12 protein-coding genes, 9 tRNA genes and 1 rRNA gene are annotated in these 12,829 nt (G+C 46.4%); 20 read left to right on the top strand and 2 right to left on the bottom strand.

Annotated elements, in window-relative coordinates; all coding sequences use genetic code 11:
- Window positions 1-5: 5 nt before the first annotated feature.
- From rrf to yajC, 18 genes are all read left to right on the top strand, one after another.
- A 5S ribosomal RNA gene (gene rrf / locus AB4111_RS18985) occupies window positions 6-122 on the top strand.
- Between the two features lie 84 nt (window positions 123-206).
- Window positions 207-282: transfer RNA gene (locus AB4111_RS18980), tRNA-Asn, on the top strand.
- A 4-nt stretch (window positions 283-286) separates the two neighbouring features.
- A tRNA-Glu gene (locus AB4111_RS18975) sits at window positions 287-358 on the top strand.
- Between the two features lie 8 nt (window positions 359-366).
- Window positions 367-442, top strand: a tRNA-Val gene (locus tag AB4111_RS18970).
- 17 nt (window positions 443-459) lie between these two features.
- A tRNA-Met gene (locus AB4111_RS18965) sits at window positions 460-533 on the top strand.
- Between the two features lie 27 nt (window positions 534-560).
- Window positions 561-638: transfer RNA gene (locus AB4111_RS18960), tRNA-Asp, on the top strand.
- A gap of 24 nt (window positions 639-662) precedes the next feature.
- Window positions 663-737 (top strand) — tRNA-Gly (locus AB4111_RS18955).
- A gap of 6 nt (window positions 738-743) precedes the next feature.
- Window positions 744-820 (top strand) — tRNA-Arg (locus tag AB4111_RS18950).
- A gap of 16 nt (window positions 821-836) precedes the next feature.
- A tRNA-Leu gene (locus AB4111_RS18945) sits at window positions 837-915 on the top strand.
- A gap of 7 nt (window positions 916-922) precedes the next feature.
- Window positions 923-996: transfer RNA gene (locus AB4111_RS18940), tRNA-Pro, on the top strand.
- A 209-nt stretch (window positions 997-1,205) separates the two neighbouring features.
- The gene (locus AB4111_RS18935; RefSeq protein ID WP_076320342.1) at window positions 1,206-1,898 is read left to right on the top strand and encodes a BofC C-terminal domain-containing protein; all 693 of its coding nucleotides are present in this window, start codon (window positions 1,206-1,208) and stop codon (window positions 1,896-1,898) included.
- A gap of 307 nt (window positions 1,899-2,205) precedes the next feature.
- Window positions 2,206-2,709, top strand: coding sequence for a crossover junction endodeoxyribonuclease RuvC (ruvC, locus tag AB4111_RS18930; RefSeq protein ID WP_076252971.1), 504 nt, complete (start codon window positions 2,206-2,208; stop codon window positions 2,707-2,709).
- Window positions 2,706-3,320 (top strand): Holliday junction branch migration protein RuvA, encoded by a 615-nt coding sequence (gene ruvA, locus AB4111_RS18925; protein ID WP_442032749.1) that lies wholly within the window; start codon window positions 2,706-2,708, stop codon window positions 3,318-3,320. Before ruvC ends, ruvA begins: the two co-directional genes overlap by 4 nt.
- 55 nt (window positions 3,321-3,375) lie before the next feature.
- Complete coding sequence (ruvB, locus tag AB4111_RS18920; protein WP_091020485.1) at window positions 3,376-4,386, top strand: Holliday junction branch migration DNA helicase RuvB; 1,011 nt, start codon at window positions 3,376-3,378, stop codon at window positions 4,384-4,386.
- Between the two features lie 106 nt (window positions 4,387-4,492).
- Complete coding sequence (locus tag AB4111_RS18915) at window positions 4,493-6,580, top strand: SpoIID/LytB domain-containing protein (protein ID WP_442032748.1); 2,088 nt, start codon at window positions 4,493-4,495, stop codon at window positions 6,578-6,580.
- A gap of 7 nt (window positions 6,581-6,587) precedes the next feature.
- Window positions 6,588-7,616 (top strand): tRNA preQ1(34) S-adenosylmethionine ribosyltransferase-isomerase QueA, encoded by a 1,029-nt coding sequence (queA, locus tag AB4111_RS18910; protein ID WP_442032747.1) that lies wholly within the window; start codon window positions 6,588-6,590, stop codon window positions 7,614-7,616.
- Between the two features lie 38 nt (window positions 7,617-7,654).
- Window positions 7,655-8,791 carry a tRNA guanosine(34) transglycosylase Tgt gene (tgt, locus tag AB4111_RS18905; RefSeq protein ID WP_253440252.1) on the top strand — a complete coding sequence of 379 codons (1,137 nt, stop codon included), beginning with the start codon at window positions 7,655-7,657 and terminating at the stop codon, window positions 8,789-8,791.
- Between the two features lie 67 nt (window positions 8,792-8,858).
- Window positions 8,859-9,173 (top strand): preprotein translocase subunit YajC, encoded by a 315-nt coding sequence (gene yajC, locus AB4111_RS18900; RefSeq protein WP_339237038.1) that lies wholly within the window; start codon window positions 8,859-8,861, stop codon window positions 9,171-9,173.
- Window positions 9,174-9,301: 128 nt separating this feature from the next.
- Here yajC and AB4111_RS18895 read toward each other — a convergent pair whose 3' ends face one another.
- Window positions 9,302-9,694: a TIGR04086 family membrane protein gene (locus AB4111_RS18895; RefSeq protein ID WP_339237035.1), complete on the bottom strand. Its 393-nt coding sequence runs from the start codon at window positions 9,692-9,694 to the stop codon at window positions 9,302-9,304.
- A gap of 226 nt (window positions 9,695-9,920) precedes the next feature.
- Between AB4111_RS18895 and AB4111_RS18890 the strand changes: the two genes are divergently transcribed.
- Window positions 9,921-10,634, top strand: a complete 714-nt coding sequence (locus tag AB4111_RS18890) for a YetF domain-containing protein (RefSeq protein ID WP_442032797.1) — start codon at window positions 9,921-9,923, stop codon at window positions 10,632-10,634.
- A gap of 12 nt (window positions 10,635-10,646) precedes the next feature.
- Here the strand turns inward: AB4111_RS18890 and spoVB are convergent, their stop codons facing one another.
- Window positions 10,647-12,272: a stage V sporulation protein B gene (gene spoVB, locus AB4111_RS18885; RefSeq protein WP_442032746.1), complete on the bottom strand. Its 1,626-nt coding sequence runs from the start codon at window positions 12,270-12,272 to the stop codon at window positions 10,647-10,649.
- A gap of 227 nt (window positions 12,273-12,499) precedes the next feature.
- Between spoVB and AB4111_RS18880 the strand changes: the two genes are divergently transcribed.
- Window positions 12,500-12,739 carry a post-transcriptional regulator gene (locus AB4111_RS18880; RefSeq protein WP_036617497.1) on the top strand — a complete coding sequence of 80 codons (240 nt, stop codon included), beginning with the start codon at window positions 12,500-12,502 and terminating at the stop codon, window positions 12,737-12,739.
- Window positions 12,740-12,829 lie beyond the last annotated feature (90 nt).

Raw genomic sequence — 12,829 nt, 5'->3', positions numbered from 1 at the left:
ATGCGTTTGGTGGCGATGGCGGAGGGGTTCCACACGTACCCATCCCGAACACGACCGTTAAGCCCTCTAGCGCCGATGGTACTTGGACCGCAGGGTCCTGGGAGAGTAGGACGCCGCCAAGCGAACTCTTTCATCATACATAGAAAACAAGCTCTGCATGTGGACGTTGTACGATGGATTGCATTTGCCCTGCAAATGCATATTATTCCCTGATAGCTCAGTTGGTAGAGCACTCGACTGTTAATCGAGTTGTCACAGGTTCGAGCCCTGTTCGGGGAGCCATTAAGGCCCGTTGGTCAAGGGGTTAAGACACCTCCCTTTCACGGAGGTAACAGGGGTTCGAATCCCCTACGGGTCATATAAGATGGAGGCTTAGCTCAGCTGGGAGAGCATCTGCCTTACAAGCAGAGGGTCGGGGGTTCGATCCCCTCAGCCTCCACCATAGTAACTTTATAACGACGCGGGGTGGAGCAGCCCGGTAGCTCGTCGGGCTCATAACCCGAAGGCCGCAGGTTCAAATCCTGCCCCCGCAATTATACTTTCCTTTGAGAAAGTGATCTGGAACCGTGGTGTAGTTGGCCTAACATGCCTGCCTGTCACGCAGGAGATCGCGGGTTCGAATCCCGTCGGTTCCGCCATTTTTAAATTTATTAATACCGTATGCGGAAGTGGCTCAGCGGTAGAGCATCGCCTTGCCAAGGCGAGGGTCGCGGGTTCGATTCCCGTCTTCCGCTCCATTATTTGCGCCCTTAGCTCAGCTGGATAGAGCGTTTGACTACGAATCAAAAGGCCGGGAGTTCGAATCTCTCAGGGCGCGCCATTATAACTTCAAATTTGCCGGCGTGGCGGAATGGCAGACGCGCTCGACTCAAAATCGAGTGGGAAACCGTGGAGGTTCGAGTCCTCTCGCCGGTATATATAACGGGATGTAGCTCAGCTTGGTAGAGCACCTGGTTTGGGACCAGGGGGTCGCATGTTCAAATCGTGTCATCCCGATCTCGAAAAAGTACTATCTTTAATTAGATAGTACTTTTTTTATATTTATCATTACCAACTTCTATAGACTCAATGTAATTTTCAGTATTACGATGACAGGTTCTTTAACCGAACACATGTGGGTTCCCTCTTCAGACGACAAGTTAGTTGTGCATAAAGCCTCGTTCTTTAGGTCACAATAGGTTTAAAAAGTGATAGAAGGGGTTCATGTGAACACGTTTAACTTCAGGAAACAATTCAAGAGACGCTGGCGACGATGGAAACGAACAGTATGGATGACGGCGGCTTTGCTTGCAGTTACGATATTGGCTTACAGCGGGTTGTCTATCTCATCCGCGATTGAGCGTTTGCTGACAACTAATTTCAGTGAGGCAACTAGTGTGATGGGACCTGTTACGCAAGAAACAAGATCTGAACAGGAGATTCAGGCGTTAGTAGAGCAACTTGATTCTGATCCGGATCATTTAACGAGTGTGGTTTTGGAAACACAGTACATCTGCGGAGTGGAGACAGAGCAGTTAGGCAAGATGGCTAGACCGCAGTTGAAGATGCTGCTGGCTCAACATCCGGAATGGGATGCTACCGTTGGAACATCAGATGAGTTGCATTTGAAGCAACGTGTAGATGATCTTTCACCGCTTTGTAAACAGCAGGCGTATATCAGCATAGATGCTGTAGGGAACCTTAATTTGTATGAGGGTAAGCCTGCAGAAGAGAAGGTTATTCGTACGTTTTTTCAGCTGGATGTTGGGACGTTAGAGAGTTCTTTACCTGAAGGAGTGCTGGAGCAATTGCAGCAGGGTATTCGGATTCAGGACAAAGATGAGTATGATAGTGTAATCTCTACGTTTAGTGACTATGCGGTGGATGAAGATCATCATTTAATCCGTAATGGTGGATAATCCCCTTGTCCTAACTTCAACGTTAAGAGGCTGAAGTACTAAAAAGATGGTGGGCAAGACCAATCTCATTGGTGTTTTGCGAAACTAAGCGATAGAAACCAAAATACTTTTAATGTGGTGAAGGACATCGAAGAGATGTCCTTTTTGTCGTTTGTACCGAAGTACACGAAAATACGAATAAACATGAAAAAAATCACGAATAAAGACGAGTAATGGGTTAGACAAAGTTTTTCCTGCCGCAGGGTCTATCTTTTGTTATAATGAAATGAACGATACATATGTTCGCTTTTGTGAGGGAGAGATGGTTTTGCGCTTTTTGGGAATTGACCCGGGGATTGCGATTGTTGGTTTTGGTTTTGTGGATAAAATCGGCAGTAAGGTGGTACCCGTACAATATGGATGTATTCAGACGGAAGCTCATACTCCTGAAGAGGAAAGGTTGCTTCACGTATATGAAGGTATGGTGCAATTAATTGATAAATACAAACCGGACGCAGTAGCGTTGGAGAAACTTTTTTTCAATCGGAACGTTACAACAGCGATGTCTGTCAGTCAGGCTAGAGGAGTCATGGTACTCGCTGCGGCACAGAAGGGTTTGCCTATTGCAGAGTATACACCAATGCAGATCAAGCAGGCCGTCGTTGGGTACGGTAAGGCGGAGAAGAAGCAAGTACAGGAGATGGTCAAAATGTTCTTGCGTCTTCAAGTCATTCCTAAACCGGATGACGTAGCGGATGCGTTGGCTGTAGCCGTGTGCCACGCACACTCTTATACATTAAATTCCAAGTTGAATGAGGTATTGCGAAAATGATTGATTTTCTAAGAGGACAGTTCATTCATGTAGAGAATGATTATATTGTGCTGGATGTTCATGGTGTGGGGTATCGCGTATTCTGCCCGAATCCGTATGCGTTCGCTAAGCAAGAAGGCGAAATTACAGTGTACACCCATCATCATGTGCGTGAGGATGCGATGTTGCTGTTTGGATTTGTTACACGGGATGAACAGCGTTTGTTCCGTAAACTGATCGAAGTATCTGGTATTGGTCCAAAAGTGGCTCTGGGCATACTCGCTGGAGGCACGCCAGAACATGTGGTTACGGCGATTTACCAAGAGAATTTGACGTTCTTGACCAAATTACCGGGTATCGGCAAGAAGACTGCGCAACGCATGATCCTGGATCTCAAGGATAAGCTGGATAGTTTTGGCGCGGCAGCGTATGCAACAGGTTTGTTCGCTCCTCCATCGGAAGAGTCGGGAAGTGGTTCAGCTTGGGATGAGGCACGCGAAGGTCTCAAGGCACTTGGGTATACTGACAGTGAACTTGATAAAGTATGGCTTAAATTGAAAAAGGATGTTACTACAGCGGATTCTGTAGATGTGTTGATGAAAAAGGCGCTGCAAATGCTGTTTACGGGATAATACAATTTGCATATTATAATATAGCTGTAGCCTGCAAAAAAAGGTAGGGATGAACATGGATGATCGGATTATTTCCGCGAACCTGATGATGGAGGACCAAAATGTTGAGTTGAGTCTTCGTCCCCGGTATCTGAATGAATATATCGGACAAAATCAGGTGAAGGAAAATTTAAAGATATATATTGAAGCTGCCAAATTTCGTAATGAGGCATTGGATCACGTTTTGTTATATGGACCACCTGGACTGGGTAAAACAACACTTGCCAATATTATTGCCAACGAGTTGGGCGTTAATTTACGAACTACGTCAGGCCCGGCCATTGAACGCCCGGGCGATCTTGCAGCACTGTTAACCAATCTGCAGGAAGGCGATGTCCTGTTTATTGACGAGATCCATCGTTTGCATCGTACCGTTGAAGAAGTCATGTACCCTGCTATGGAAGATTCGGCATTGGATATTATGATTGGTAAAGGTCCAAGTGCACGTTCTGTTCGGCTGGATCTGCCGCCATTCACTCTGATTGGGGCTACAACGCGCGCTGGCTTGCTGTCTGCTCCACTTCGAGACCGGTTTGGTGTTATCAGTCGCTTGGAATTCTATACGGTTGATGAGCTGGCTTATATCGTCTCACGCTCTACCGAAATTTTGGGTGTGGAGATTGTGGGAGATGCTGCGCAAGAGATTGCATTGCGCTCACGTGGGACACCGAGGATCGCGAACCGTTTACTAAAACGCGTACGCGACTTTGCACAAGTGCGCGGGGATGGAATTATAACACAGACACTGGCGGAAGAAGCGCTGCAACGTCTCCAGATAGATCCGCGTGGCCTGGATGAGATTGATCATAAGATGCTTAAATCGATGATCAACAGCTTCCGGGGAGGCCCGGTAGGGTTGGATACCATTGCTGCTACGATCGGTGAAGAAAGCCAGACGATCGAGGATGTTTATGAACCGTATCTGCTTCAGATTGGTATGATTCAGCGTACACCAAGGGGCAGGATCGTAACAGATCTCGCCTATCATCATTTGGGTCTGCCTGTTCCACCAAGAGACGGGAAATAATCGAGACTATTGAACATTCACGATTTGAACATTAACCATACACATTGAAATAATTACGTGTTAACCCGATATAAAGTGAAGGAAATGCATGGAGAGGAGTCTGAATGTGGGAAAAGCAATACGAACGAAGAAGTGGAGTCGTCGATTGAAGGTACTGGCGGCAGCTCTTTTGACAGTGGGTTGTCTTCAAGTGCCTGCGTATGCAGCAGGTAATGATGGACAGACAATCCGGGTAGCCATGTTTGCAAATCTGGGCAGTACGTATAAATCAACTACACCCCTCATTACAATTGAATCGACGGGACAATGGAGTATCCAATCGGAAAGTGGTGCAAATGTAAGTCTTCCGGCTGGACAGGTCCGTTTCAGTGCAGATGGATTCAGAGTGAAAGTGTTGGAAACAGCGGACTTCAAGGCAGCATCTGCAGCAGCAAAATTGTTGCAGGCAACCGCGGATAAGCCGTTGTTGTTTACAATGTCTGTGAATGGAAATGCCATCTACCAGCTCTACACAGGCAATTACGCAACAGAGGCACTGGCTGGACAAGCTGTTACACGGGTACAAAAGGTAGCAGCAGCTCAATTGGCTGGTCAAAAGCCAACTGTGACCGGAAGTAAGCGCCTGTCTGCTGGAACATATGGTTCGATTCAAGAAGCAGAGGCAGCACAAGCGAACCTTTTATCAACAGGAGTTAGTAGTGCTTATCCAGTCCTTCAACTGAGTGGAGGAAGCCAAGCATATGCGGTATGGATAGGTGAAGCTGCAACAGAAGCGGAATTATCCACATTGAAGAAAAGTGTGGAGGCCAAAGCTCCAGGGGTAAGCCTTTCACCTGTTAACAACAGTGCAGGGCTCATCATCCGTCAGGATGCGGGATTAAGTACGGATGCACTCAAAACAGCTCCGCATTACACGATTGCCGGTACTGATTCCAAAGCATTGGTACATGGGAATAGCAATGGCATCAAAGTAGTGGAACGTTCCCAGCGAACGTATCGTGGAGATATGGAAATCAGCATCGTGAGCGGTGATCTGGCGTTGGTCAATGTCGTTCCACTGGAGCAATATCTGTACTCTGTCGTAGGGGCAGAGGTATATTCCTCCTGGCCTGCTGAGGCTCTGAAAGTTCAAGCTGTAGCTGCTCGTTCTTACGCGCTTCAACAGGGTGAGCGTTTCAAAATTGCCAATGTCGTGGATACGACACTCAGCCAAGCCTACAACGGGATTGGTTCGGAGAACGACAAAGTAACCAGCGCAGTGGATGCAACTGCTGGAGAAGTGGTCAAGAGCGGTGGTAAAATCATCGAAGCTGTGTTCTCCTCCAATGCGGGCGGCCAGACGGCTCACCCTTCTGAAGTATGGAACGGCGGAGCAGGTGTGTTCACCAATGTAGTTAGCTCGGGGGATGCATCAGCCCAGGCAGGATTACATACGTGGTACCATGTGCTGCTCAGTTCAGGCGTTAGCGGGTACATTCGTGAGGATAACATCAAAGAATTAACAACCAAGACCAATGCGGGTCTGGCAAAAGTGACGGTAACGGCTCAAAACACTAATGTACGTCCTGTTCCGTTAATTCAGTCCACCGTGGAACCTGTCGCCAAAATGAATCCAGGCAATGAAGCTGTTGTGCTGGCAAAAGTGGCTCAATCCAACGACTATGCTTGGGTGAGAGGACCATTCACATCTGCACAATTGGTTAAATCCCTTCAGGGTAAAACGACAGCGTCTGTTCCTGCTTCAATCTCAACCTTGGAAGTAACCAAGCGTGGACCTTCCGGAAGAGCACTTGAAGTCACTGCCAACGGACAGGCTATGACGGTGAAATATGCTGATACCTACCGTTCTGCGCTTGGTGGATTACCGAGCACTTTATTTGATATTGCAGGGACCGGAAGTTATACTGTATTAGGCGCTGACGGCAAAACAGCCAGTAAAACCGGTTCTAATGGTGCTGCTGTAATGTCTGCCTCGGGTACAGGCTCATCATCCGGTAATGCGCTTGTAGTAATGAGTGGTGATGGTCAAGCGAGAGCGGTAACGCAGGGTCAAAACTTCATGTTTATCGGTCAGGGCAATGGTCACGGGTTGGGCTTGTCCCAATGGGGTGCCAAAGGCATGGCAGATGAAGGGTATGATTACCAGGCAATATTGAAACACTATTATCAAAATGCGACTATTGTTAAGGAATGAAACTAAAATGAATGTGAACTTATATGATTTTGAATTACCAGAGCAATTGATAGCACAGACGCCGTTGCTTGATCGCACGGCTTCCCGTTTGCTTACCTTGAACAAAGATAGTGGTGAGATTAAACATCAAACGTTTCCTGATATTATCGATTTTCTGGAGTCTGGCGATACATTGATTCTGAATGATACACGCGTTCTTCCAGCCCGTCTTTTTGGTACAAAGGAAGATACCGGAGCAAAAGCGGAAGTGTTATTGCTTAAAAATGTGGAAGGCGACAAGTGGGAAGCACTGGTTAAGCCGGGTAAAAAGCTGAAAGCTGGTTCGGTTATCGTATTTGGCGATGAACTGAAGGCGACCATTGAGGAAGAAGGCGAGATGGGGGCACGTACACTTACGTTTACGTATGATGGAATCTTCCAGGAGATTCTGGACCGTCTGGGTGAGATGCCGTTGCCACCTTATATTAAAGAGACATTGGATGACCGCGAACGGTATCAAACCGTGTATGCAAAGCATGAAGGATCGGCGGCTGCACCCACAGCGGGACTACATTTTACGGATGAATTGTTGGATCAGATTCGTGCCAAGGGCGTTAATGTCGCTTTCATTACGCTTCATGTAGGACTGGGGACGTTCAGACCGATGTCGGTAGACGTTGTAGAAGATCATGTCATGCATGAGGAGTATTACTCCTTATCGCAAGAAACAGCAGATCTAATTAACCAGACCAAAGAGAGCGGTCATCGTGTTTTTGCAGTCGGTACAACAAGTTGCCGGACTCTGGAAACAGTGGGCAGCAAGTTTGAAGATGGAATACTGCAAGCTAGCAGCGGATGGACAAGTATTTTTATCTATCCAGGATACTCCTTCAAAGTGATCGATGGGATGCTTACGAATTTTCATCTTCCAAAATCCACGTTGGTTATGCTGGTTAGTGCACTTGCAGGCAGGGAACATATTATGCAGGCATATGAGGAAGCCATTCAAGAGCAATACCGATTCTTCAGCTTCGGCGATGCCATGTTGATATATTAGTATAATAACGATTAACTTTTAGAGGATGATTAAAACCAATGGCAGCAATTACGTATGAACATATCAAAACTTGCAAACAATCCGGCGCACGTCTTGGACGTGTGCATACACCTCATGGTGTTATTGAGACACCGACCTTTATGCCTGTAGGTACACAGGCGACCGTTAAAACAATGAGCCCTGAAGAGTTAAAAGCCATGGATGCTCAGATTATTTTGAGTAATACCTATCACCTGTTTCTGAGACCAGGACATGAAATTATTCGTGAAGCTGGCGGATTGCACAAGTTCATGAACTGGGATCGTCCAATTCTGACGGACAGCGGCGGATTCCAAGTGTTCTCGCTCAGCGAGATGCGCAAAATTACGGAAGAAGGCGTTAACTTCCGCTCCCACCTGAATGGAGACAAGAAGTTCCTTTCTCCTGAAGTGGCCATGGAAATCCAGAATGCACTTGGCTCCGATATTATGATGGCGTTTGATGAATGTCCACCGTATCCGGCCGAATATGAATATGTCAAAAAATCACTCGAAAGAACGAGCCGCTGGGCAGAACGTTGTCTGGAAAGTCACGCTCGTCCGCATGATCAAGGTCTGTTTGCCATCGTACAGGGAGGCATGCATGAAGATCTTCGCCGTCAGAGCGCCGCAGATTTGACTTCCATGGATTTCCCGGGGTATGCTATTGGTGGACTGAGTGTTGGAGAACCGAAACATTTGATGTATGGAGTATTGGATTATACATTACCTTTGTTGCCAACCAATAAACCACGTTATTTGATGGGGGTAGGTTCGCCCGATGCGTTGATTGAGGGATCCATTCGTGGAGTGGACATGTTCGATTGTGTTCTGCCTACTCGGATTGCCCGTAACGGAACAACGATGACCAGCCAAGGACGTCTGGTAGTTCGCAATGCCAAGTTTGCAACTGATTTTGGGCCTCTTGACCCAGAGTGTGATTGCTACACTTGTCGTAACTATTCTAGAGCTTATCTGCGTCATTTGATCAAAGCAGATGAAACATTTGGCCTGCGTTTGACAACGATCCATAATCTTCATTTCTTGCAGAATTTGATGCGTAACGTACGTAAAGCCATTATGGAAGATCGTTTGCTTGATTTCCGGGATGAATTTTTCGATCAATATGGTCTTCATGACAATGACAAAGGTTTCTGATTGAGTTTTTGAGGAAACCGGCGTAACAAGCAATATCTGTACGTATAGTCGATAAGGGGGAGTTTGAATGTTTCAGGGAATGACTCTAGCAGGAACACAAGCGGGCGGAGGCATTGTATCTTTGATCGTACCGTTGGTACTCATGGTTGCGATCTTCTACTTCTTGATGATTCGTCCACAGAACAAAAAGCAAAAGCAACGGAATTCCATGCTGAGCCAATTGAAAAAGGGCGATAAAATTGTAACGATTGGTGGCCTTCACGGTACAATCGCTGAGATTACGGATGATGTAGTTGTATTGCGTGTAAACGATGTAACTAAACTGACGTTTGATCGTAATGCAATCAGCAGTGCTGTAACTCGTGATACGGCTGTTGAATAGTTACTGTAACATAGAATAACGAGGGTGCGTTTATGTGGCGTATTCCCTAGCAGAGAACCGGATCTCCTGGAGACCCGGTTCTCTTTTTTTGTTTTTATGAGGGAAGGTCGATATTCTTATCTAGTTAGCTAGGAACGATGCGTATTAACGCCGAACATGCCACCGAGAGCTGAAATGAAGAAAGCGCTGAGCAGTTGCAAACTATCTTTCCAATTAAACGAAGCATCAAGCGCGAGAAATCCGATTAATAGCACGAGTAGTCCATATACGATTCCGGTAATTCCTCCGTAGTACCATCCTTTTTCACCAGAACGTTTGCCTGCCACAAAACCACCAACCAATAACGACAAGCCATGAACAACATAAGTATACAACGAGAGGTCCTGTTCCCGCATTCCGCTCACCCAGAGAAAAAAGGAGAGGATTAATGCTCCGATAAACATCCATACAAAAGCCTGACAGAGGCCTGACAGAATCGGATTGGACACTCGAAACGAAACCAAGCGGCGGATCAATTGCATGAAGCAACCCCCTTGTACAAGTTTGAAGTTAATACAGTGTATGGTCAAGCCCTCTGACTTATGAACTGATTTCCATTAAATGAACGGATTATTTCTGCATGAGCCTGTAAGGTTCAGGTCAAAATAGGGATTGCACCACAGCCAACTGTCAAAAACTCAGTTTCGAAGGAGGACCCCTATTGTGAACTTCCCAGATGTCGGAGCACATATCTTTCGAACCATTCTCATGTACTTTCTTGTGTATTGCGCTATTCGAGTTATGGGTAAACGTGAGATCGGCAAGCTATCCATGTTTGATCTGGTTGTGTCAATTATGCTCGCAGAGATGGCTGCCTTTGTCATTGAAGATATAGATAAACCTTTGTCTCATGGCATTGCACCTATGTTGACGGTCATCATCGTGCAAATTGGGATGGCCTTTGTCGGTTTGAAGAGTCGGAGGCTGAGGCTAATGATTGATGGCAAACCAACGGTATTGATCTCCAAAGGCGTTCTTCATCGGGATGAGATGCGGAAGCAGCGATATAATCTGGATGATCTGTTGTTACAGCTCCGTGAACAGAATGTAGACAGTATTGGTGAGGTGGATTTCGCCATTTTGGAGACCACAGGTAAGCTGACCGTTTTTCCCAAAGATCAAAATACTTCCGACGACAGAAGTTCTTCCCGTTCTGACACAGAAGAGTCTTCTTCCAATAAATCCAAAATAGGAAAAAACCAAATCGACGGATTTCCAAATATCAAATACGAAGGTCTGCCGCTGCCCTTAATTATGGACGGTAAGGTCCAGGATCAGAATTTGGAACTCATTCAGAAAACGAGATTTTGGCTAAAAAATCAAATTCAGCAGAATGGTATCCTGGATTTCAAAGATGTTTTTATATGCTCCATCGACCATAACGGTAAGATTTATGTAAGTCCAAAAGATGATAAAAAATGAAATTCATTTGCCTCACCGACGCTTGAACCATGAACCTATTAAAGGAGCACGGGACAGATCATGGAAATCAATCATTTTGGTCCAGCCCATGACGATGAAATACACAATAAGCCCGACAAATGGAGCGAGAAGCATCCGGAGCCAAAAAGGCAATATCATGGCAGTCTCTTCGTACACGAGTAGGGTTGCTGCTCCCATAATAAACATTCCTGCACCCGTCTTGACCCAATCCATAAGTTTGAAGCGGAACTGTAGCAGACTACGTACGCTTTGGGCATGTAACAAGGTAACTACAGTTGAATTCACACAGATGGCGATGACTGCACCGAAGATGCCATATTCGGGCCGGGAAGCGAGCGTTAAAATCAATGTGATTTTGATAACAGCACCGATGAATGTATTTAGCAGTGCTTTACCTGGACGGTCAAGGGCTTGCAACGCAGCTTGAAGAGGAGCTTGAATATAAATGAACAAAGCAAAAGGAGCCATTAGCTTCAGCATGCTTCCGATCGATGCATCATTATACAGAACAAGACACATCGGTTCGGCAAGCACATACATAAACACAGAAAACGGAGCACCTGTCACGAGTGCCAAACGTAATGCCTGATGCATTCTCTTGTGAATGAGTGCGCGATCTCCCTGAGCAGAAGCTTCTGACAGTGAAGGCACAAGTGATGTCGCAAGCGATGAAGTCAGTGCCCCCGGCAGCAGAAGCAAAGGAATAATCATACCCTGTAGTGCACCATATTGTGCTGTAGCGAGTCCTTTGGATATGCCTGCCAGAGCCAGACTTTGGGCAGTAACGATGGTTTCGGCCAGATAGGATAGAGAACCAACCAATCGGCCTGCTGTAACAGGAACCGAGATTGCAAGCAAACGCCGGATTAATCCGGGCTGTGGAGTACTCGTTTCTTTCAGAACCGAAGGTATTGGGTTTAAAGGTTTGGCTGAAGGTTTGGTTGTGAGATTGGACATGTTCTGTTGCATAACGAGCGGTAACTCTTTCTTCTGTCTGTTATACTTCCACAAGAGTACAAGCATACCGCCAAATTCTCCAACGAGCGCTCCCAGCATGGCACCAGCAGCAGCCTGGGCAATACCGTGGGGGAGGAGAAGCCAGGCAAACCAGATGACACAAACGATCCGTATGATGGTTTCAACAATGGATGAAATGGCAGTAGGCATCATGTTTTGCTTGCCCTGGAAGTACCCTCTGTAGACGGCTGATACGGCGATAATGGCAATCATGGGACTCATGCTAACGAACGTATGATACACCCGCTCATCCGTGAGCACGTACTTGGTAACCCAGGGTGCAAAAAGGATGCACAAAAACATGAATACCACACCAAGGGTCAACGTAAAGCTTAAGCTTACTTGCAGGATTCGCTGGGGGGAATAACGATTGGCGCCAGTGTCAGCTTCGGCTACGAGCTTGGCTACGGCCAGCGGAATACCACCCGTAATTAATGTCACCAGTACGATAAAAAAGGGATAGCTCAATTGGTAGATGCCAACACCTTCTGCACCGATGACTCGTGGCAGCGCAATGCGCGGGATGAAACCAAGTATTCGATTAATTATGCCTGCCGCGAGCAGGATCATGGCCCCCTGAATAAATGTCTGTTTCTTCAAGACTACCCCTCTTTCCCGGTTGAAAGTACAGGTTATCATCATAAACGGGACAAAGCCGTTGTTCTTCATCCTATGCCAGTCCTTCATCTTCTCATGACAACTTGGACACGATTAACAAAAAGAACCATAACCAGCAAGAAGGAATATGATCAGGCGAAGTCGAATGATGTAATATTGATGCCGCATAAAGGCTTGGATGTACGAAGGGAGGCTCCCCGTTGGAAGAAATGAATGATGTGGAGTTGGAACAGTCAATAGAGATGCTCTGCCGAAGTAAGGCGGAGGAATTAAGGCTTGTCGGTTACGAATATGTCACCAGCAAAGATGTCTGGAATTGCGTCAGTCATAAATATGAAAAACAGGGCATTCCACCGCTTCACCAGCTGGTGAACGACATTTTGTCACTGAAAGCAACAAGCTTTATGAACTTTATGACCGTGTCTGCATACCGGGGGTCCTCTTTCTAGACGAAAGGGATCTTTTTTGTTGAAAATTGACTGCTTTTTACGGCATCGCTATAATAGGAATATTGAGAACGAAAGGGGATCTAGGAACGG

The organism is Paenibacillus sp. 2KB_22, assembly GCF_052115745.1.
GTDB lineage: Bacteria > Bacillota > Bacilli > Paenibacillales > Paenibacillaceae > Paenibacillus.
Note: the sequence above shows the minus strand (reverse complement) of the source record. Positions and strands in the feature narration are given on the sequence as shown.

What these genes read in the sequence shown, in the direction of transcription:
- AB4111_RS18895 (WP_339237035.1), bottom strand. Translation starts at nt 9,694, where the DNA reads ATGCAATTGATCCGCCGCTTGGTTTCGTTTCGAGTGTCCAATCCGATT.
- queA (WP_442032747.1), top strand. Translation starts at nt 6,588, where the DNA reads ATGAATGTGAACTTATATGATTTTGAATTACCAGAGCAATTGATAGCA.
- ruvA (WP_442032749.1), top strand. Translation starts at nt 2,706, where the DNA reads ATGATTGATTTTCTAAGAGGACAGTTCATTCATGTAGAGAATGATTAT.
- AB4111_RS18880 (WP_036617497.1), top strand. Translation starts at nt 12,500, where the DNA reads ATGAATGATGTGGAGTTGGAACAGTCAATAGAGATGCTCTGCCGAAGT.
- tgt (WP_253440252.1), top strand. Translation starts at nt 7,655, where the DNA reads ATGGCAGCAATTACGTATGAACATATCAAAACTTGCAAACAATCCGGC.
- AB4111_RS18890 (WP_442032797.1), top strand. Translation starts at nt 9,921, where the DNA reads ATGTACTTTCTTGTGTATTGCGCTATTCGAGTTATGGGTAAACGTGAG.
- yajC (WP_339237038.1), top strand. Translation starts at nt 8,859, where the DNA reads ATGTTTCAGGGAATGACTCTAGCAGGAACACAAGCGGGCGGAGGCATT.
- ruvB (WP_091020485.1), top strand. Translation starts at nt 3,376, where the DNA reads ATGGATGATCGGATTATTTCCGCGAACCTGATGATGGAGGACCAAAAT.